Consider the following 20,474-nt stretch of genomic DNA (forward strand, 5'->3'; position numbering starts at 1 on the left):
AATTGTAATGAATTACTTCGTTATCAAAGTTGGCTTTTTGAACTTACCTTATAAAATGAGAGGATTGATTATTGTGGCTAACACCCTACTAAGCATTCAAGTAATTCCAAAAACTCCGAACAACGAGGATTCCATCCCATACGTAGATAAAGCGATTGAGGTCATTCAGAAATCCGGTGTTAAACATCAAGTGAATCCGCTGGAAACCACAATGGAAGGTGAGCTTAGCGAGCTGCTGGAGGTTGTGCGTCAGATGCAGGAGGCGTTGATCGAAGCAGGCAGTCCAAGCGTAATTTCGCAGATCAAAATCGCTCATAATCCTAACGGAATCAGCATGGATAAACTGACGGAGAAATATCGGCCGTGAGATCGACCTGGAAGCTAATATGGCCGCCCCTTGTGGCGGTCGTCTTCTTTTTAACCGTATGGCAGCTATCTGTATCTGTATTTCATATTGAATCCTGGATTCTGCCGAGTCCAGCTGATATTGCCCGTGAATCCACCAGTAACGCTTCTGGTCTTTGGGCTCATACGATGGCTACGCTGCGGCTCACTTTAATTGGTTTTCCCATTGGTACGGGGGTAGGCCTGATCGTTGCTTTGCTTTTGCATCTTTTGCCTTGGGCTAGACGGGCTTTTTATCCACTTATTATTCTGAGTCAAAATGTTCCCTCCATCGCGCTCGGACCCCTGCTCATTATCTGGTTCGGCTTTGGTCTTTTGCCCAAAATCGTGCTGATTACACTAGTATGTTTCTTCCCGGTAGCTGTCGCTGCGATGGGCGGTCTGGCCCAAAGTGATCAGGTCATGATGAATTATATGAAAATGGCTGGCGCAAGCAAGTGGCAAATCTTCACCAAGCTGGAGCTGCCCTCTTCTATCCCGGCACTATTTTCCGGCGTAAAAATATCTGCTACTTATGCGGTTATGGGCGCCGTGGTCGCTGAATGGATTGGCGCGGATAAAGGTATTGGTTATTATATGCTCCTGCAGAAATCCGCATATCGTACGGATCGGATGTTTGTCGCTATTGTTATTATTGTACTTTTAAGTCTTGTACTCTTTGCTATTATTGCATTGCTGGAAAAATGGCTGGTTCGCTGGAAGCCGCGCCGTAACTCATAGAAAGGAAGATGCCTGTATGTCTCAAGCGACGCAAATGCAACACAGAACAACAGAAGTCATAAGCTCTCCTGAAGCTCATACCGTGGCACCCGCCCTTGAAGTGAGCGGCATCTCCAAATCTTTTTCCCATCGTCGCCGTGAGACGAAAGTTCTGAATAATGTCTCTCTCAAGGTAGAGCAACAAGAGTTCGTTTCGATCGTTGGTCCTTCCGGCTGCGGAAAAAGCACCTTATTCCATATGATTGGCGGCCTTGTGAAACCCGATGCAGGCACGATCCGCATGAACGGTAAGGTCGTTACAGGTCAACGCGGTGAAATTAGTTATATGCCGCAGCAGCCTGCTCTTTTTCCTTGGCGTACGATTGAGGATAATGTGCTGCTTGCTGGGGAGATCAAGGGCGCACTGCGGGATGGAGCCCGCGAGGAAGCGCGCCAGTGGCTTGCCAAGGTTGGGTTAAGCGGGTTCGAACATGCTTATCCGCATATGCTGTCTGGCGGGATGCAGCAGCGTGCAGCTTTTCTCAGAGCATTGCTCGCTCCTCAGGAGCTAATGTTGCTGGATGAACCTTTCAGCGCACTGGATGCACTAACTCGCAGTGAAATGCAGCGCTGGCTGCTTGAGCTGTGGGAAGAGAATCGCCGCTCTGTGCTGTTCATTACTCACAACATCGAAGAAGCGTTGCTGCTCTCTAATCGTATCTATGTATTTTCCGGCCGCCCCGGCTCCATTCTGCATACAGTCGATGTGCCGTTTCCGCGGCCACGCCGTGATGAGATTACGGACTCTCCCGAGTTCCTTAAGCTCAAACGCCAGTTGTCACAGTGGATGCGAGAGGAACAAGCTAAAAATAGGCAGCCGCTAGCTTAATCGCTAAGCTCTGTAAACTGATATCGCTGGTATAGCGGTGTCAGTTTTTTTATTTTGCAGCGATAAACTCCTGCCCTATTTATAATTGACGCGGATGTATCTGCTCAATTAAACAAATTTCACTCATCATAGTAGGGATCACATTAAATGTGTGGCGAAAACCGACTCCCTGTTGGTAATGGATAGTAACCGGGCGGGTTGGGGACATTCTACGGGATTTATACCGGTGATTTGCTGCTTTGGGCCGGATTCGGCTCAGTCTACGGGATTTATACCGGTGATTTGCTGCTTTGGGCCGGATTCGGCTCAGTCTACGGGATTTATACCGTTGATTTGCTGCTTCGGGCCGGACTCGGCTCATTCTGCGGGATTTATACCGTTGATTTGATTCTTCGGGCCGGATTTGGCTCAGTCTACGGGATTTATACCGTTGATTTGCTTCGTCGGGCCGGACTCGGCTCATTCTGCGGGATTTATACCGTTGATTTGCTTCGTCGGGCCGGATTCGGCTCATTCTGCGGGATTTATACCGTTGATTTACTTCGTCGGGCCGGACTCGGCTCATTCTGCGGGATTTATACCGTTGATTTGATTCGTCGGGCTGAATTGCACCCGATCTAGGGCATTTTTGCCTTCTATTTCCCACTTCGGGCGGAATTCAAGTGACTCAGGGGCATTTTTGCCCTTATTGTTCCTCTTTAGCTTTTAGTTTGAATTAAATACGAGACTATGGCATCAACCAGAATCGGTGTTGTTTATTATTATTAATTTGTTTAAAGGTCACAGCTATAGTCGCACTTACATCCTACTCACCACTCTTACACATACTCCCACTACTCACTTTTGCTCCCATTCCTTACCTCAATCCCACTACTTACTCTTACTCTTACTCTTACTCTTACTCTTACTCTACTCCTACTCCTACTCCTACTCCTACTCCTACTCCTACTCCTACTCCTACTCCTACTCCTACTCCTAGTCCTTACCTCAATCTCACTACTCACTCTTGCTCATACTCCTCACCTTACTCCCACTAATCTCTCTTACTCTTCCCCCTACTCCTTACTTCCTACTCTCACATCTGCCCCCTCCTCCTCTCCCACCAACCGAACCAAAAAAAGGCCCCCATAAACGAGGCCTTTTCTTCATTTCCTAATCATAGCTCGGAACACGAATTTGGGCAGTACTGCCTGTCTGCGCCATCGCGACTTTTGTCCCTTCGCAACGGGAGCGAACAAAAGTCGATGCAACCACTCCAGATTGAGTTTTTTCCATAGCGCTGGTGCAGGAGTAACTTTTCCCGCTATTACATCTAAGCTGCCCCCCACGCCAAAAACAACTTTTACCTGCGTAAGCTCCTGTTTGTGCTTATATACCCATTTGTCAGAGTATGGCGCACCCATCGCAACGATCAGGAAATCTGGCTGTGCGCGCTGTATTTCTGCTACAATGGCAGGCTCCTCTTCCTTGGTAAGAAAACCATTATGTCTTCCTGCAATCTTCACATTCGGATATAACTCCGTGATCTTTTCGACCGCTTTACAGCTGGTAAGCTCATCTGTTCCCAAGAAATAAAAACTCCATCCCAAGCTATTTCCTTGCTCCAAAAGCTCAAGAAGCAGCTCATATCCAGTTACCCTCTCAGCAATAGGATCGCCTTTTCTTTTTGATGCCATCACAATGCCAATCCCGTCAGGAGTGATTAAATCCGCTTCTTGAAGTATGGTTCGTAGCAGCTCGTCCGATTGACTTGTTATCGTAATTTCCGGGTTAGCCGTGATCAAATGGAAAAGTTTCGATTCCCCAGATTGAATATGTTTTGTTAGATGAAGTGTTGTCTCATGTAGTGTTAGTTTTGAAAAGGGAACTCCTAATATTGAAACTGTCCCGTCCATATAATCACCTCTCACTAAAATTCCACTTCAATATACCTTACCATAATCAAGAGGAGGAAGGGGAGTCATTTAAATTACTTAATCACCCCAGCTACTACGCTACCCAAACACTTCAGCCATTCCACCGCTTCAACCATTTCAGCCCACTACAGCCATCCCCAGCACCCCCGCCACCACAGCTACTCTACTCACCCAAACACCCTATAGCTCCACTCACTCCTCCATAAACTTCCACCACTCTACTAACCAAGGTTCATCGATCCCCCGCATGCGGAATTCCTCTACAAGTATCTTCCGGAATCGTTTTTCCATTTTGACAAAGTTATTATCCTCTTGGTACATAGGGGCAAAGGATTCATCATCTCTAATAAAACTCCAAAAATCGCCCGCACACTCCATAATCTTTCGGCCGACAGTCGTTTGTTTGGCTACAGGTACCAGCCATTTGTCATAGGGGTAGGGGTAACCTTCAATAGTAATGGCACAGCGTAATGCTTCTTTATAAAGAGAAACCGCTAAAAATAAAATAGGAAAGGCGTCGCCACGCACTACAGGATTATCTAAGCTTTTGGCATAACTTCGTAACTGTATGTATGAATTCTTACGAAATCTCATTAGGACTCCAGGTTGGAGGGGCACATAGGCATCAAAAAGTGACTTTACATCCAATCGGTCATAGTAGATATAAGAAATAGAAGCATTCCACAGCCATTCCATATTTCCGCTCATTAACGCCGCTTTGATTTCTGATATTTTATGCAGTGTGTAATGTCCGGTCTTGCCGCTGGGAAGTCGTAAATCCATAAAAAAACTACTTTGCTCCGGGATCAGCCCCGCTTGCTCGAACCGATGATTAATGCTGCTATAATACTCGTCCTGACAAATAATGATTACATCCACATCCGACTGCTCATTCACCACACCAAGTGCGGTCGATCCATCAAGGAGAATACTTACCCGCTGACTCTCCTCTTTCATTAACGGATGATTTAGAATTTCTTGTGTGATATACTGCCCAATTTCCTCTAATAATTCGCTATGAACCTGCATCTTATCAGGTGTTAATAAAATATCCGACAACACTGATTTCACCATTTCAACCCCAACCTCCAATCAATCTCAATTTCTCAAAAAATAAAACGCTTACACCTAACCTAATATTTGGATAATGGAGTACCATTCTACACTCCTAATATATATCTTGCAAGGATAAATGAAGTACCCTTTTGCCTAAGCCTAAATATAATGAAGTATCTATTTACTTGGAAAGGGGTAAAAGCATGGCGCAGCCAAAAGTGATTGCTACAGTCCGCTCTGCCGGACCGATCGGAGATATAAAAGTAAATGTCGTCACGAATCGAGTATACTTTGTAAACCCAGACACCGAGGCTGGAACTATCGGGGTATTGGAGGGCAGAACTAATCGCATTATCGCTCGGATCCCTGTAGGAAGACTGCCGTCTCAGCTCGGAATCAACCCCCAAACCAACCGGATTTATGTACCTAACTTCCGTGACGAAAACGTATCTGTCATAAACGGGCGGACAAACCAGGTAATCAAAACTGTCAAAGTAGGCCGATTCCCAGACAATATCGGAGTAAATGTTCGAACCAATCTGATTTATGTAACTAGCGCATTCGGAACCCTATTCGTCATAGACGGGAAAACAAATCAGGTCCGTAAAAAGATTGAAATCGGTGGACGCCCCTCCAGAATTGTTATCAATGAGCTTACCAACCGTGTCTATGTGACCAATACAGTAAATGATAGCGTCACCGTCATTAACGGAACTACACAGGCGATCATTGCGACAATAAAAGTCGGAAGTAACCCCGTGATAGCGCCAGCACTTAATAAAATTACCAATCGTATTTATGTCGCTAATAACTTGAGCCGGTTTCTTTCTGTGATCAATGGCCGAACCAATAAATTGTTGCGTAATGTACAGCTGGGACGTTTGCAAAGTGAGGTCGTTATAAATCCGCTGACGAATCGTATTTATGTCTCAAGTGCACAAGTGGAGGGTAAGGGCAGGCTGTTTGTCATAGATGGGCGCAACAACAAAATTATAACCACAAAGGTGTTGCCTACCTCCTCCAACACGATTATCAACCCGAATACAAATCATTTATTTGTTGGTAATTTTGATAAGAATCATATGTCCGTTTATAACGCCACCACGTTTAAACGGCTCGCAAGATTCTCCTCCGTATCAGGCAGCACTGTGCTAAACCCGCTCACAAATAGAATTTATGTAGGTGGAAACGACTCCATAACGGTCATTCAAGATGGACCAAGACTCACTCAGAGTTCTATTTTTAATTAAGACAAAAAGACGCCCACCATAGGTGAGCGTCTTTCTACATATCAAATTACATCGATCTAGCGGATGAAACTTGTTTAACAGCCACTTTTTCCTCGACTGTTTCTGTATCCTTAGGCTGTATCCCTCTTTTTATGAAGAAAGCTAGGATAAAGGCAATAATGGCAACGCCTACTGACACTAAGAACGCATCATTAATTCCTTCGATCGTTGCTTTTGCGATGACTTGGTTTTGAATGCCAAGCAATTGCTCTGCAGAAGGCTTAGCCGTTAATTTACTCACAGCTTCAGCTACCATATCTTTGACATGTGATGTGGTACTGTTAGACATAATCGTTACAAGCAGCGCCCCGCCAATCGCCCCGGAGACTTGCTGAATCGTACTGTTCATGGCTGTACCATGTGGTGTATATTTAGCCGGGATGGAGTTCAGACCATTGGTCATCACAGGCATCATAACCATTGAAATCCCGAACATTCTCACAGAATACAAAATCATAAGTGTCGAATATTTCGTTGTCTCAGTTAGATCACTAAAGAAATACGTACTGATCACTACGATAGCCAGACCGATTAACGCTAAGACTTTGCCGCCGAATTTATCGAACAATTTACCTGTGATTGGAGACATAACCCCCATAATCAACGCACCAGGCAACATTAGGAGTCCCGAATCCAAAGGTGAAATGCCTCTAATATTTTGCAGATAAATCGGCATTAACATCATGGCTGAGAACATCGCCATATTCAGTGTAATCGAAATCGCTGAGGATAAAGCGAACATCGGATATTTGTACACTCTGAAGTTAAGCATAGGCTCCTTCATCTTCATCTGGCGCATAATGAATATCACTAAACCAATAACCCCGATAATAAGGGTGGAGTAGACCATTGGATCATCCCATCCTTTATTCCCAGCGGAACTGAAGCCGTATAGAAGACCCCCGAACCCAATCGCTGATAGAACTACGGATAGAATATCAATTTTAATAGCCACATCTTTTTTAGGATCATGCAGTTTGAAGAAGGCAAGAATGAACACCAATACGGCGATCGGTGCAATCATAAAGAACAGCACAGGCCATTCATAATGCTGAATAATCCATCCTGAGAGTGTAGGACCAATGGCTGGTGCAAAAATCATAACCAAACCAAACATCCCCATGGCCGAGCCACGTTTTTCAGGTGGAAATGTGGTGAACAATACATTCATTAATAATGGCATCATAATCGCGGCCCCTGAGGCTTGGACCATTCTCGCAATCAATAATACAGGGAAACTTGGAGCAAAGCCTCCAATGAAGGTCCCTATTGCAAATAATCCAATGGCGATTAGGAATAATCGTCTGGCTGTATACTTTTGAATTAAAAAGGCCGTTGAAGGAATCATGATCCCGTTCACTAACATATAACCCGTCGATAACCACTGTACCGTTGAGGCACTGACATCAAAATCCTTCATAATCGATGGTAAAGCTATATTGAGCAAGGTATTACTCAGTAAAGCAACAAATGCACCAATCATAAGGATTGCCAAAATCCCATAGGACGCTTTACTTTCTTTCGTTTTCATTTTGGAATCCTCCATTCTATAATCATACCGTCGGTTCAATTTTGAACTTATGTTACAATGTAGAATATATTACTCTTATATTTACTGCTTGGCAAGTCAGAATTCATTTAAAAACTAAATTGTATTAAGTGGAAATATAAGCTAGTCTATTCTACGTGAAGTGTTTTTTTGCACAAAAGAGTCCAGCTTAAAGGGGCACCTAAGATGATAAATAAACGGAAAGAGCAAGTGATTCAAAAAGCACATGAATTATTTATTGAAAAAGGCTACCACGCCACATCCATACAGGACATTCTGAATCACAGCCGGATCTCCAAAGGATCTTTTTATAATTATTTCCCTTCCAAGGGGGATCTCTTTAAAGCTGTATTCACCTCTATTCATGACCAGCTGGAAGAAGGCAGAAATGGCCTGCTCATTGGCCAGGACCCCTCTGACATTGATATATTCGCTAAACAAGTTCAACTGGTTATGAAAATCAATAAAAAAAATAAATTGTTGCAGCTGGTTGAAGATGCCCTGGTCTCCAATGATCCGGACTTAATTACGTTCATCAAAAAAACTAAATTCACCTTATTAACCTGGGTGCATGAACGTTTCCTGCATATATTTTCTGAAGATAAAAAGCCCTATCTACTGGATGGAGCCATCATTTTCACAGGCATCTTGCAACATATGCTGCAAATTAACAGTGCCATGAATGAAGTCATTACCTCTCAACAAATCATTAATTATTGCACTACTCTTATCCAGACGATTGTTGAGGACTTAAGTGAAAAAGGAATGCAGCTTATCTCCCCCGATCATGTAGGGAAACTATTGCCTGTTGCTGAATACACTGATTTTTTTAATAATGATTTATCGTTTGCGACCGTAAGCTTAAAAAAAATCATAGATAAATCATTCGCCGCCGATGATCCTAGCCTGTCCAATGCACTGAAGCTGTTATATTTTATCCAAGAAGAGATCATGAACAATAAGGAACCAAGAGAGTTCTTAATCGAAAGCGCCCTGCTCTCCTTGAAAATGTGCCCTCAGTTTAATGAAACGAAGGAATTTGCACATTATCAGACAGTGTTATCTGCAATGCTCTAAGCACAATCAAAGTATGGCTTCAATCATTTAAGCGTATTCTAAACGCAAGGCACGAAACTAAAAGTGTGGTGACCGATTTGTTCAAGCTTTTATTAATCGAAGATGATACAACGCTGTTTAATGAGATCAAAGAACGGCTTACGCAGTGGTCTTATGATGTATATGGCATTCAAGATTTCAACAATGTTACGCAGGAATTCACGGAAATCAAACCTGATTTAGTGATAATTGATATCCAATTACCCAAATTCGATGGATTTCATTGGTGCAGAATGATTCGCTCTCACTCTAATCTGCCGATTATCTTCTTATCCTCTCGGGATCATCCGACAGATATGGTGATGTCCATGCAGCTGGGAGCCGATGATTATATCCAAAAGCCCTTCCATTTCGATGTACTCATTGCCAAGGTGCAAGCCATTCTCCGGCGGGTGTACAATTACAATACGGATAACATTGAACTCAAAACGTGGTGCGGAGCTACCGTCGATTATGAGCGGAATTCAGTGACCAACGACACGGGAACGATTGAGCTTACCAAAAATGAGATTTTCATATTGAAATTGCTCATTGAGAAAAAGAATAAAATTGTCACCCGCGAGGAATTAATTAATAGCTTATGGGACGATAAGCGCTTTATTAGCGATAACACCCTTACCGTCAACGTAAATCGGCTGCGCAAAAAGCTCGACGAGCTTGAATTAGGGGCGTTTATTGAGACGAAGGTTGGACAAGGCTACGTAGCCATTGAAGAGGATTCTCTATGATTAAAAAGTACCTGCTCGAAAGACTCGGTTGGATTTTTCTTTTTCTCTTTGTACATCTATTTATGCTCTTTATCACCTTTATGGACCCGACCATCCCCCTGTCTTCAGTGCTCTATCTGGTCTCTTTATCGATGATTTTTTTCGTAATTTTTTTAGTCATTCGCTATCCTAAGGAAACCAGATTTTATAAAAGCTTAAATGAGCGCGACGATGATCTCGATCTGACAAGCATCGCTCTTGCCGAAAGTCCTTTTGAGAAAATCATCGAAGAGAGCATCACCAACCAAGTGAGACTGTTAAAGCAGACTGCTTCAGACAATTTAATGAATTTGGAGCAAGAGAAGGATGAGCTGTTATCCTGGATTCATGAAGTAAAGACTCCACTGACCGCAATGCATCTAATGATTGAGCGTATAGAAGATGATGTTATGAAGGGGCACTTGACCTATGAGTGGCTGCGTATTCACCTGCTGCTGGATCAGCAGCTCCATCAAAGACGGATACCATTTATTGAAAACGACCTGTACATGGAGCAAATCGATATAGAAACGCTTATTTTTAGTGAGATTAAGACATTACAATCTTGGTGTATTCAGAAGGGAATCGGCTTTGAGTTGAACTTAGAAGCTGCTGAAGTGCTTAGTGATGCTAAATGGCTGGCTTTTATCCTCAGACAACTTCTAACCAACGCCGTAAAATATAGTGAGGCTTCTGATATTACAGTGAATAGCTACCAGCAAGCTGAACATATCGTTCTTGAGGTGAAGGATTGCGGGCGCGGGATAGATCCGAAGGACCTGCCGCGCATCTTCGACAGAGGGTTTACTTCCACTACTGTACATCGCGACAATGCCGCCACAGGCATGGGCTTATATTTAGCTCAGAAAGCAGCTCAATCCTTACTCATCATCATCGGGGTTCAATCCAAGCTCGGAGCGGGATCAACATTTACGCTAACCTTCCCACTCAAAAATGAATTCGTTAAAATCTCAAGCATGTGACAACAATGTCACATGCTTTTATATTTTGTTCGGGCAATCGCAGGATAAGAACAATAAACTTTTTTATAATAAAGCTATACAAGAAGAAACGAAGGAGTGAATCATTATGGCAATTCTAGAAGCTACTAAAATTCATAAAAGCTATGGCAATAAATTAAACAAACAATCCGTGTTAAGCGGACTCGATATTCGTATAGAAGAAGGCGAATTCGTTGGCATCATGGGGCCTTCCGGTTCAGGTAAAACCACCCTACTCAACGTACTCTCGTCGATCGACAAAATCAGTAACGGATCTATTACCATCGAGGGCAATGAAATCTCCAATATGAAAGAGAAGCAGCTTGCTGAATTTCGCAAGAATCATTTAGGTTTTATATTTCAAGAATATAATCTCTTGGACACGCTGACGGTAAAGGAAAACATCCTGCTGCCACTATCCATTACCAATACACCCAAGAAAGCCGCCAATCAGAAATTCGAAAGTCTCGCAAAGGAATTGGGGATTTTGGAATTAAAAAATAAGTACCCCAATGAAATCTCTGGCGGTCAAAAACAACGTACCTCAGCAGCTCGTGCCTTCATTCATGATCCAAGTATTATTTTTGCAGATGAGCCTACCGGGGCGCTGGATTCTAAATCCGCTTCTGATTTATTAAATAAGCTAAGTGAACTCAATCAAAAACGAAAAGCAACTATCGTTATGGTTACACATGATCCAGTGGCTGCCAGTTATTGCAGTAGAGTTATTTTTATAAAAGATGGAAAAATCTATACGCAACTAAATAAAGGAGAACAATCAAGACAAGTTTTCTTCAACGACATTATAAAAACACAGGGTGTATTAGGCGGTGTGCAGAATGAGCATTAATGTATTAATGATTCGAAATCTGCGAAAAAACATCCGAAATTACTACCTATACGTATTTGCGCTAGTTTTTAGTGTGGCCTTATATTTCGCCTTTGTCACCTTGCAATATGATCCCTCGATGGATGAGCTGGAAAGCTCTATCAAAGGGGGCGCAGCCATCACGGCTGCCTCGGTTTTACTAGTCGTAATTGTCTCTATTTTCCTGTTGTATGCTAATACGATCTTTATCAAACGACGCGGCAAAGAAATTGGCTTATTTCAGTTAATTGGAATGACCAAAAATAAAATTTTCCGCATTCTTTCGGCAGAGAACTTTATCCTATATTTCGGTTCCTTGATCCTGGGGATATTAGTAGGCTTTTCTATCTCAAAATTGATCCTCATGATCTTATTTAAAATAATGGGGGTCGATGCTATAGCCTCCCTTCATTTCTCTATCGAAGCTTTGATTCAGACATTGATCGTATTCTGTGTGATTTATCTTTTGATCATGCTGATGAATTATGGATTTATTAAAAGACAAAGTATCTTATCCTTGTTCCGGGTGACCTCAACAACAGAAGGTACAGTGAAAAAGTTATCCTTCTTTGAAATGATCATAGGGATTGTCGGAATTGGCCTAATCCTACTGGGCTATGTGCTCTCCTCTAAATTACTTACCGACGACGTAACCTCAATGAATCAATTGGCTATATCCATGATTACTATTTTGGGATCCGTCATTATTGGGACCTATCTATTTTATAAAGGCTCGGTAAGTTTTATTTTTCATATCATTCGTAAGCGGAAAAACGGCTATCTGAACATTAGAGAGGTTCTATCTCTTTCCTCCATTATGTTTCGCATGAAATCCAATGCCGTATTATTGACCATCATCACAACGGTATCGGCACTAGCCCTGGGTTTATTATCCCTTAGCTACATTTCCTTTTACTCTGCTGAGAAAACTTCCAAGCAATATGTCCCAACGGATTTTGTATTCACGAATGCCCAAGAGGCTGAACAATTTACAAAGATCCTAACGGCAAATGATTTAGTATTTACAGAAAGAAGGACCCAAGTCCTTCAGGTCGATGTAGATGTTGAAGAGATTCTTGTTAAAAAACCGGACGGAGACAATATGTTTTCAAATATTATGACCCTGGCGGTCATAAGTGAAAATGCACTTGAAGACGTTGATCTAACTCCAGATAAAGCTTATTTTACGAAATCAAGCAGTGCACTGGATAATTTTGTTACTATGAAAGATAAAGGTGCGATTGAACTCAAAGGGTTACATGAGGTTTTTCCACAGGATTATAAAAGATTAGATATCGAAAGTCCCATTTCAGGGTATTACACAGGAGGTGGCTTACCGGTTGCGGTTGTAGACGAATCGATCTTTAAGCGCTTAAAGAAGGATTTAGATCCTGCCCTTCAAAGAGGATCCTCCCTTAATATCGGGATTGATATGAAAGTCCGGGCCAGCGTTGAACAGGCAAATGAACTTTTTAAGACCTTGAAATTTGATGAGAAAAACAAACAAGACTCTCAATTAGAGTCGATAAAAGGTCAAAAACAAAATATGGGACTCATTATGTTTATCGTTACTTTTCTGGGGTTAACCTTCTTGATTACCTCCGGATGTATTCTATACTTTAAACAAATGGATGAAAGTGAAAATGAAAAACCTAACTACACCATTCTGAGAAAGCTAGGGTTCACGCAAGGTGATCTGCTCAGAGGTATACAGATGAAACAATTGTTCAACTTCGGTATTCCATTAGTCATAGGTCTGCTTCACAGCTACTTCGCCGTTAAATCCGGCTGGTTCTTATTCGGCACAGAGCTTTGGACACCGATGATTCTGGTGATGCTGTTATACACTGCTTTGTATTCGATCTTTGCAATATTGTCCGTCTTCTATTACAAAAAGGTAATTAAAGAGGCGCTTTAAAATAACAAAGGTGTTCCAAAAGCCATCATGGCTTAGGGACACCTTTGTTTGATTTGATATCATTTACAGGTAGGAGGCACCGGCATCTATCGGACACAGATGAACCTCTTTCTAAGTAATAGCGTCACTGGAGTCCGAAACCCTGCTCTATAGGCTAAAAATTCGCAAATAACGCCAACGGGGTCCGTAACGCTCAGAGGATCTGTCGAATCCCTCAGCTATTCACAATCCCCAATACAAATCCATCATAACCTTTGCTTCCCACCGTCTGAATGGCAGTAGCCGAAATTCTAGGCTCTTCAGCCAACAGATCATAGAATTCCCGTACGCCTACTACACGAGCGTCTTCGCTATTCTCATTAATGACCTCCCCTTCACGAATCACATTATCTCCAAGGATCACCGTTCCGGGCTGGGAGAATTGCAGCGCCCACTTTAAATAGTTAGGATTATTCGGTTTATCGGCATCTATAAAAATAAAGTCGAAGGGTTCAACGCCCTCTTGTTTCATCTGAGACAGTTGCTCTAATGCATCCCCTACACGAAGCTCTACCAGATGATCCACCTCGGCAAGCGAAAGATTAGCTTTAGCTACCTGCGCATGAATAGGATCCAGCTCCAAGGTAACTATCTGTCCGTCAGACGGCAGGGCTCTTGCCATCCAAATCGTACTGTACCCGCCCAAGGTGCCAATCTCCAAAATCCGGCGTGCACCTTTCATTTGCACCAGTAGATTGAGGAATTTCCCCTGACTAGGCGAAACATCAAAGGGCGGCAACCCTGCCTGTTGATTGGTGACCAACACTTCTTCCAACACAGCGTCCTGTGGAATCAGGCGCTCTGTAATATACTGATCGGCTTTATCCCAAGTAGTCGTTTGATTCATATTTATCACTTCTCCTTTAGTATTGATTTTGGTTTAGATGAACTTATAAATTCCACATTTAGGGATCGTTCGTAACTACGAGGAGTGTTTGGACTTCCGGTCGCTGTTGTCTCCAGATTTCTTCAATTTAAACACTGTTCATGGTTGAAATCCGGAGACAAAGGCGATCGCTACGCTCCTAAAGTTCCAAACCTCCTCTCCATTATTCCTTTCCCTAATCTCATCTTTCCAAGTTCATCTTTATATCTGTATTGTAAATCAGTTATAATCATAAATATAATATATCTTTATATTTAATTTATATATTTAATATATGAATCGAAGAATGGGAGTTTAACCATGAACCTACATGCCTTACGCTTATTCCATGTAATCGCATCGGCAGGCAGTGTGACACGCGCTTCAGAAATTTTAAATATAAGTCAGCCTGCCATCACTGCGCAGATTAAGAAGTTCGAAAAGGAACTGTCCTTTGCCCTATTTAAACCTCAAGGCAGAGGAATTGCTTTAACGGATGCAGGGGAAGAGCTTACTCTACTCGCCAAGCGACTATTCGCCGTAGAACAACAAATTGAGCAATTCGCTCAAGATTATGTTAACGGCAGTAACGGAAGTATCCGTCTAGCCGCAACGTATTTGCCTGCTCACTTTCTCATTCCTACCTGGATTGCAAAGTTTAAGCAGCAATATGAACAAGTGGAGATGATGATCACCACTACCAACTCAAGTGATGCCCTCAAGCAGCTGTTAAATGTAGATGTGGATATAGCTATTTATGGAGGAATCGCCGAGGCTTATCCAGATACAATCCAGACAGAGGAGTTATTTCAGGACGAGTTATGGTTTGTAGTCGCACCCGATCATCGTTATGCCAATCAGCAAGTTTCTCTATCCGAAATGATGAAGGAACCCTTCGTTATGCGTGAAGAAGGGAGTTCAACGCGGGAGCGATTATTATCTTTATGCCGCACATACAACACACCCGCTCCTATCATCTCTTTGCAATTTAATGGACTACATGAAGCCATCAAAGCCGTTATCGCCGGATATGGTGCAAACTTCGTTTCTTCATTAGTCGTACGCAAATATGTAGAGCGTGGAGAATTGTGCCGAGTATATGTAGAAGGCGTCCATCTGAAAAATACCATTGCGATCTGTACACGTAAAAATGAGCCCTTATCAGCAGCCGCAGTGAATTTAATTGAGATGATTCGACACAATCCTTATACGATATAGCGGAATGATTGCTCATTCCCAACAAAAGAGGCCTTCCCTTTCGGGAAAGCCTCAAAGCTTCTTTTTTACACCGTCCGATCCAATTTAACTTCAAACGCACCTCCAGTTACATAATCCATGTACCTAGTATTTCCGTCGAAATCCAAATAAGCTTGATAGCGGGTACGAATAGCCGCTGCAGAAATCAGATCCAGCACCTTCTCCTTGGCTACCCACATCACTTCAGATGTTTCCTCCGAAGTACTTAATTCTCCACCCACGGGCTTGCAGATAAAGTCTAACATGACCTTGGTAGGAACATCCGTCTCACCGTCATACCATTTATGCATACCTGTATTCGAATACACGCCAATCAGTTGAGAAACAACGACATCTATTCCACTTTCCTCTTTAATCTCGCGAATTAGTGCATCCATTAGGTTTTCTCCAACTTCCACTTGTCCTCCAGGAAATACCCACCCACCATGATGTGTTTTTACTAAAAGAATATCTCCCTCTTCATTTATTGCAATTCCACCCACCGCTACAATATGTGTTGGCCAAGCCATAGATAGCACCTCTTTTTTTAGAAGAGTCTAGCAATTTATCGATAATCTGTAAACGATATTTTTCTATTCCATAACGCTTTAAAAGCTTCGCACTGTTCTATTAAATCATCAAACTTCCCTTCCCCAACAATTGACCCTTGATCCACTACCAATATCTTATCAACGTCTTTTATAAAATTAAGCCTGTGGGCCACAATGATGATAGTTTTGTCCTTAAATTCATTCAAAATCGTCTCCATAAGACTTTGCTCAGTGATATTATCAAGCGCTGACACGGGCTCATCCAGAATTAGAATATTTCTTTTTTGGGCAATGACTCTGGCAAACGCTAATCGCTGTCTTTCGCCTCCTGATAATTTGAGACCTTTTTCGCCTACCAAAGTATCTAAGCGATCCGGTAAATGGCTTACTTTTTCCTGCAAATGAACTTTTCCCAGAATCTCATATAGCTCTTCATCGGACAGAGTATCCTCATCAAATACAATATTATCCCTTATCGTAGCATCAAAAATCGGCGTATCTTGGGATAGATAGGAAATATGATCATAGTAGCTATTCAAACGAACCTCATCGATATCCTTACCGTCCAGTAAGAGTTCACCTTCGCCCTTTTTTAATAACCCCACAATCAATTTAATCAGCGTAGATTTCCCGCCTCCACTTAATCCGACAATAGCAACGGAAGCTCCTCGCGTAAGCGAAAATGACAGGTTATTCAGAATCTGCACATTCCCATAAGTAAAGGACACCTCCCTAAACTCAATATTGCCTTGGAGCTCAGTGATGGCTTCTCCGGATTCCAAGTTCTTATCTTCTGGGGCAGCAATAAATTCCTCGAATCTTCTGTAGGTCACTTTATTCAGTCTGTAATCTACAAATAAAACATTAAAGATGGCAATTGGGGTATAAATTTTATCGATGAACATAAACAATGCGACCACAATACCTAGTGAGGTCTCGCCTGCGACAATGCTTTTCACACCATAAATCAGGACAACAACTTTAATGATCGTGACAAATAACTCGAATATAGCAAAAAAAGCTTCATGGATCATTTTTAGCTGAGCATTTTTATGAATGATAGTGCGTGCAGTCTGGCTTAATTTACCGATCTCTTTCTCATATCTCTTGTTGGTTCTAAAGACGACCAATTCCATAAACCCGCGGATAGAGAATCTGGACATCTTTTCTTGCTCTTGGAGAATGGTAGCCTTCATGGCATACAGAAATTTCAACAACAGATTTGTTATCAGAAAGACAACCACGTAGCCAGCTGCAATCACTAACATGATCCTTAGATCATAGAAGCTGATAAAGACTAGACTGAATAGAAGAGTAGGTAACAACTCATGTAATGTTTTGAGAAAAAAAGAAAAAATAATGCTGTTTCCAGCCGCTGCCCCGTTCTCGATCACCTTAATCATCTGCCCTGTTCCCATATCCTGATACGCTTGATAATCCATTTTTGATATTTTGGACAGTGCAATAATCTTTAACCGCTCCGTGATGCTGTTCGATAAAAACACACTCGGGTATTCGTCTATATAATTCAGGATCGCCACCCCAGCTAGCAGAAACCCATACACCATAATTAATGTGGATATTTCACCAAAACTGTTGATTACCGTGGCCTTATCTAATATTTTTTGAAAGACAACAACCCCTAAACTACTTAACAGCTGAATGGCAAAACCCAATAAAATATAACCACATACCCACCACTTTAGATGAGCTAGACTCTTTTTTAACATATCATTTATCCCCTCTTTTAATTGAATGCAAAAAAGCCAGGCGCCTCTATCCCACTGTAAAAAACCATCCACAAATAAACGGTTCTCTAAGTTAAATAGGTTAAGTGCCTGGCTCTACAAAAATAGCTGCCTATGGCACCGTTCAAAGCTCTAGTTAGTTGTAATCAAAAGGGTAGACTCCCCCCTTGATAGCTGGTACGCGTTTCACCCAGCCCGATAACTAGTTCCTTGTAACGGTACGGAAAGACATCCATTTCACCTCAATTAAAAGAATTGACCCTATTATAATTCTGTAAGCCTTTTTATTCAAGAATTACGTTTAACGATACGTAGTCCGGCCACTTGGCCAACCTTATGTCCTTCATGAGAAGCAAACTTGATCGTAACTGCTGATTTGCCGCTCGTGATCGGCTGCGGGAGTTCATAGCGAATCGTCTCCAGCTTATTCATCTCCTCAGACTCAAGAGTGCCTACACCAAGTTGCTCCCCATCCGCCAAAATATCAAATGCCAGCGAAGTATCGTTCGACTTCAGATACGTGACCACCAAATCCACTTGCTTATCCGGCAAAACTTCCATCGTGAAGGAAAACCAGCCATTGATCCAGCTGTCCCGATACTTGCGATTGTGGATTTTACCTAAGCCTACAAATTCACCTGTGAAATTATGATCGCGTTCAGGCTGCATTTCAGCAGGTTGTACTGAATCGACAGTTAACTGCTCAAGCAGCAAGTTATTCTCCACAGCTTCGCGATATTCAGCCTCTGCCAGCTTCCACTCTTCCGGTGTAAATAAATCCCAATACACGGAATAACGATGATCATGCATAGGGTAGAACGGACGAAGCTCATGATCCCCTGTATACCCTAAACCTTTCATCCGGAACACATTTTTGCTCACATTAGATTGGATGAGGTTGTCCGTCAGTGTGTCCCGATCTCCGATTAATACGGAAGCAAGGGCGCGATCGCTATTGGTCTCTGCATTTATAGGCCCAAAATCACCTGCGAGCACAAGTGGCCCGTAAAGGAATGCAACTCGGTTCGGATTATCCGGCATCGTCTCGATTCTCACCGACATCGGAATATCGTATTCGACAACGTCTCCATCCTGCCATTCTCTATCCAAAGTAAAGTAGTTAGATTTGCCTACATTTACTTGAACGTCTTCACCATTTACGCTAACACTCATCCCTTGCTCAGCCCAGTAAGGATATCTTAGCTTTAATGTGAATTTCGTTGGCTGTGCTGCACTGATCCGCAGTATACCTTGTCCCTCTGCCGGGAACTTGGTCTCTTGCTGCAAGCTAATGCCTTGCTCTTTCCAAGCCACTGTAGAAGGTACGTACTGATTGACATAAAGCTCATCTGCACTATGGAAGTATATCGCCGAGCCATACATAGAATGGCTTTCCATTCCCGAACCTACACAACACGTAAAGCTTTCGAACTGCGAATTAAACGATTTATGTCCACCCATCTCGAGAGATACGAAGTAACATACCCGGCCATCTACCGGCTCCTGAGAGGCTAAGATGTGGTTATACATCGCACGTTCGTAGTAATCCGCATACGCTGCATACGCATCCCATTGGAACATATGCTTAGTCAGCTTCAGCATGTTGTACGTGTTGCATGTCTCACATGAACCTTCACCCAATCGATCATTTAACTTATCCGGTTCACCAAAATGCTCATTATAGCTGTTGCCGCCGATCACATAAGAATGATGATTCACGACCCGATCCCAGAAGAAGCGGGAAATACCTGCATAATGCTCCTGCCCTGTTACCTCATATTGTCTAGCAGCTCCGATGATTTTTGGAATCTGTGTATTAGCATGTCTTCCAGCTAGGGTATCTTTTTCTACGGCCAGATCATTAAGCACTTCCCCATGATAAAAGCTTTCCGCTAACGCGAGAAAACGATCTTCTCCGGAATCCTCTGCCAAATCCGTCAGCGCTTCATTCATGCCGCCAAACTCACAACGCAGCACCTCTTGGATCTGATCTTTACTCAGCCCTGCAAAAATATCCTCAAGCCACAGCCCCAGCTTCGTTTCAATAACGAGCGCCTTCTGATTGCCGGCCAATCGATAAGCATCGCGAAGACCTGCAAACAGCTTATGCATCGTGTAAAGCGGCACCCAACCTCCGTTGAGGTCAAAGCCCTGTGAGCGAATGTCGCCTGCCTTCACTTCCTCAAATAACTCCTTGCCACGAGGAATGCCGGAAATAAAGCCATTGCCATGCGCATCCTGACATTGCTCTAATTCATCTACTACATAATTCACGCGTTGTAGCAGCTCTTCATTTCCCGTAGAGGCATACATTAACGCACATCCAGAAATAAAATGGCCTAACGTATGGCCGCTAATACCCTGAGATTCCCAGCCCTCGTAGTGAGCAGCCTTAGGCTCTAAGCCAGCATATTCGCGAAAACGCGACAGAAGCCGATCTGCCTCAAGCTTAAGTAAATAATCAGTATTTAACTCCATCGCATGGAGAAGTGGACCTGAATCAATTCGTACGTTCTGTAGATCAAAAGCTTGCGTCTTCAATGAAATCGCTCCCTCGCAATCTTGTCAGGGTTAGATGACAAG

The 20,474-nt window shown here is 42.8% G+C and carries 18 protein-coding genes; 11 read left to right on the forward strand and 7 right to left on the reverse strand.

Annotation, left to right across the window (positions count from 1 at the left end; genetic code table 11):
* The first annotated feature begins 73 nt into the window (after positions 1-73).
* From MHH63_RS22050 to MHH63_RS22065, 4 genes are all read left to right on the forward strand, one after another.
* Positions 74-367, forward strand: a complete 294-nt coding sequence (locus MHH63_RS22050; RefSeq protein ID WP_036682688.1) for a thiamine-binding protein — start codon at positions 74-76, stop codon at positions 365-367.
* Positions 364-1,125 carry an ABC transporter permease gene (locus MHH63_RS22055; RefSeq protein WP_036682669.1) on the forward strand — a complete coding sequence of 254 codons (762 nt, stop codon included), beginning with the start codon at positions 364-366 and terminating at the stop codon, positions 1,123-1,125. The genes MHH63_RS22050 and MHH63_RS22055 overlap by 4 nt, the downstream gene beginning before the upstream one ends.
* Positions 1,126-1,159: 34 nt before the next feature.
* A complete protein-coding gene (locus MHH63_RS22060; RefSeq protein ID WP_340395648.1) occupies positions 1,160-1,993 on the forward strand; it encodes an ABC transporter ATP-binding protein in 834 nt (277 codons plus the stop codon).
* A 198-nt stretch (positions 1,994-2,191) separates the two neighbouring features.
* Complete coding sequence (locus MHH63_RS22065; RefSeq protein WP_340394867.1) at positions 2,192-2,614, forward strand: hypothetical protein; 423 nt, start codon at positions 2,192-2,194, stop codon at positions 2,612-2,614.
* A 524-nt stretch (positions 2,615-3,138) separates the two neighbouring features.
* Here MHH63_RS22065 and MHH63_RS22070 read toward each other — a convergent pair.
* Entirely contained in the window at positions 3,139-3,888 is a 750-nt protein-coding gene (locus tag MHH63_RS22070; protein WP_076192743.1) for a WecB/TagA/CpsF family glycosyltransferase, read from the reverse strand.
* 213 nt (positions 3,889-4,101) lie between these two features.
* Positions 4,102-4,983: a nucleotidyltransferase domain-containing protein gene (locus MHH63_RS22075; RefSeq protein ID WP_341172113.1), complete on the reverse strand. Its 882-nt coding sequence runs from the start codon at positions 4,981-4,983 to the stop codon at positions 4,102-4,104.
* Between the two features lie 185 nt (positions 4,984-5,168).
* On the opposite strand from MHH63_RS22075, the gene MHH63_RS22080 reads away from it, so the two are divergent.
* Positions 5,169-6,215, forward strand: a complete 1,047-nt coding sequence (locus MHH63_RS22080) for a YncE family protein (RefSeq protein ID WP_076278911.1) — start codon at positions 5,169-5,171, stop codon at positions 6,213-6,215.
* 46 nt (positions 6,216-6,261) lie between these two features.
* Here MHH63_RS22080 and MHH63_RS22085 read toward each other — a convergent pair whose 3' ends face one another.
* Positions 6,262-7,785, reverse strand: a complete 1,524-nt coding sequence (locus tag MHH63_RS22085) for a DHA2 family efflux MFS transporter permease subunit (RefSeq protein ID WP_076124605.1) — start codon at positions 7,783-7,785, stop codon at positions 6,262-6,264.
* Positions 7,786-7,989: 204 nt separating this feature from the next.
* On the opposite strand from MHH63_RS22085, the gene MHH63_RS22090 reads away from it, so the two are divergent.
* The 5 genes from MHH63_RS22090 to MHH63_RS22110 all read left to right on the forward strand — a co-directional run bounded on the left by MHH63_RS22090 (position 7,990) and on the right by MHH63_RS22110 (position 13,452).
* Positions 7,990-8,880 carry a TetR/AcrR family transcriptional regulator gene (locus MHH63_RS22090; protein ID WP_248549116.1) on the forward strand — a complete coding sequence of 297 codons (891 nt, stop codon included), beginning with the start codon at positions 7,990-7,992 and terminating at the stop codon, positions 8,878-8,880.
* 77 nt (positions 8,881-8,957) lie between these two features.
* Positions 8,958-9,647, forward strand: a complete 690-nt coding sequence (locus tag MHH63_RS22095; protein ID WP_076124606.1) for a response regulator transcription factor — start codon at positions 8,958-8,960, stop codon at positions 9,645-9,647.
* Positions 9,644-10,648: a sensor histidine kinase gene (locus tag MHH63_RS22100; RefSeq protein WP_076218981.1), complete on the forward strand. Its 1,005-nt coding sequence runs from the start codon at positions 9,644-9,646 to the stop codon at positions 10,646-10,648. Before MHH63_RS22095 ends, MHH63_RS22100 begins: the two co-directional genes overlap by 4 nt.
* Positions 10,649-10,754: 106 nt before the next feature.
* Positions 10,755-11,516 (forward strand): ABC transporter ATP-binding protein, encoded by a 762-nt coding sequence (locus MHH63_RS22105; RefSeq protein WP_038568421.1) that lies wholly within the window; start codon positions 10,755-10,757, stop codon positions 11,514-11,516.
* Positions 11,506-13,452 (forward strand): ABC transporter permease, encoded by a 1,947-nt coding sequence (locus tag MHH63_RS22110; protein WP_341172114.1) that lies wholly within the window; start codon positions 11,506-11,508, stop codon positions 13,450-13,452. The genes MHH63_RS22105 and MHH63_RS22110 overlap by 11 nt, the downstream gene beginning before the upstream one ends.
* Positions 13,453-13,666: 214 nt before the next feature.
* Here the strand turns inward: MHH63_RS22110 and MHH63_RS22115 are convergent, their stop codons facing one another.
* On the reverse strand, positions 13,667-14,338 hold the full coding sequence (locus tag MHH63_RS22115) for an O-methyltransferase (RefSeq protein ID WP_340394864.1): 672 nt from the start codon (positions 14,336-14,338) through the stop codon (positions 13,667-13,669).
* Between the two features lie 339 nt (positions 14,339-14,677).
* Here MHH63_RS22115 and MHH63_RS22120 point away from each other — a divergent pair, with 339 nt between their 5' ends.
* Complete coding sequence (locus MHH63_RS22120) at positions 14,678-15,574, forward strand: LysR family transcriptional regulator (RefSeq protein ID WP_076185668.1); 897 nt, start codon at positions 14,678-14,680, stop codon at positions 15,572-15,574.
* A 65-nt stretch (positions 15,575-15,639) separates the two neighbouring features.
* Here MHH63_RS22120 and MHH63_RS22125 read toward each other — a convergent pair whose 3' ends face one another.
* The 3 genes from MHH63_RS22125 to MHH63_RS22135 all read right to left on the reverse strand — a co-directional run bounded on the left by MHH63_RS22125 (position 15,640) and on the right by MHH63_RS22135 (position 20,432).
* Positions 15,640-16,122 (reverse strand): NUDIX hydrolase, encoded by a 483-nt coding sequence (locus tag MHH63_RS22125; protein ID WP_076101239.1) that lies wholly within the window; start codon positions 16,120-16,122, stop codon positions 15,640-15,642.
* A gap of 35 nt (positions 16,123-16,157) precedes the next feature.
* On the reverse strand, positions 16,158-17,873 hold the full coding sequence (locus MHH63_RS22130; RefSeq protein WP_340394863.1) for an ABC transporter ATP-binding protein: 1,716 nt from the start codon (positions 17,871-17,873) through the stop codon (positions 16,158-16,160).
* 306 nt (positions 17,874-18,179) lie between these two features.
* Entirely contained in the window at positions 18,180-20,432 is a 2,253-nt protein-coding gene (locus MHH63_RS22135) for a beta-L-arabinofuranosidase domain-containing protein (RefSeq protein WP_340394862.1), read from the reverse strand.
* Positions 20,433-20,474: the final 42 nt, after the last annotated feature.

Source organism: Paenibacillus sp. FSL H3-0310, from assembly GCF_038002785.1.
GTDB classification, from domain to species: Bacteria; Bacillota; Bacilli; order Paenibacillales; family Paenibacillaceae; genus Paenibacillus_AQ; species Paenibacillus_AQ odorifer.

What these genes read in the sequence shown, in the direction of transcription:
- MHH63_RS22075 (WP_341172113.1), bottom strand. Translation starts at nt 4,983, where the DNA reads ATGGTGAAATCAGTGTTGTCGGATATTTTATTAACACCTGATAAGATG.
- MHH63_RS22090 (WP_248549116.1), top strand. Translation starts at nt 7,990, where the DNA reads ATGATAAATAAACGGAAAGAGCAAGTGATTCAAAAAGCACATGAATTA.
- MHH63_RS22080 (WP_076278911.1), top strand. Translation starts at nt 5,169, where the DNA reads ATGGCGCAGCCAAAAGTGATTGCTACAGTCCGCTCTGCCGGACCGATC.
- MHH63_RS22100 (WP_076218981.1), top strand. Translation starts at nt 9,644, where the DNA reads ATGATTAAAAAGTACCTGCTCGAAAGACTCGGTTGGATTTTTCTTTTT.
- MHH63_RS22110 (WP_341172114.1), top strand. Translation starts at nt 11,506, where the DNA reads ATGAGCATTAATGTATTAATGATTCGAAATCTGCGAAAAAACATCCGA.
- MHH63_RS22125 (WP_076101239.1), bottom strand. Translation starts at nt 16,122, where the DNA reads ATGGCTTGGCCAACACATATTGTAGCGGTGGGTGGAATTGCAATAAAT.
- MHH63_RS22060 (WP_340395648.1), top strand. Translation starts at nt 1,160, where the DNA reads ATGCAACACAGAACAACAGAAGTCATAAGCTCTCCTGAAGCTCATACC.
- MHH63_RS22070 (WP_076192743.1), bottom strand. Translation starts at nt 3,888, where the DNA reads ATGGACGGGACAGTTTCAATATTAGGAGTTCCCTTTTCAAAACTAACA.
- MHH63_RS22120 (WP_076185668.1), top strand. Translation starts at nt 14,678, where the DNA reads ATGAACCTACATGCCTTACGCTTATTCCATGTAATCGCATCGGCAGGC.
- MHH63_RS22085 (WP_076124605.1), bottom strand. Translation starts at nt 7,785, where the DNA reads ATGAAAACGAAAGAAAGTAAAGCGTCCTATGGGATTTTGGCAATCCTT.
- MHH63_RS22105 (WP_038568421.1), top strand. Translation starts at nt 10,755, where the DNA reads ATGGCAATTCTAGAAGCTACTAAAATTCATAAAAGCTATGGCAATAAA.
- MHH63_RS22130 (WP_340394863.1), bottom strand. Translation starts at nt 17,873, where the DNA reads ATGTTAAAAAAGAGTCTAGCTCATCTAAAGTGGTGGGTATGTGGTTAT.
- MHH63_RS22115 (WP_340394864.1), bottom strand. Translation starts at nt 14,338, where the DNA reads ATGAATCAAACGACTACTTGGGATAAAGCCGATCAGTATATTACAGAG.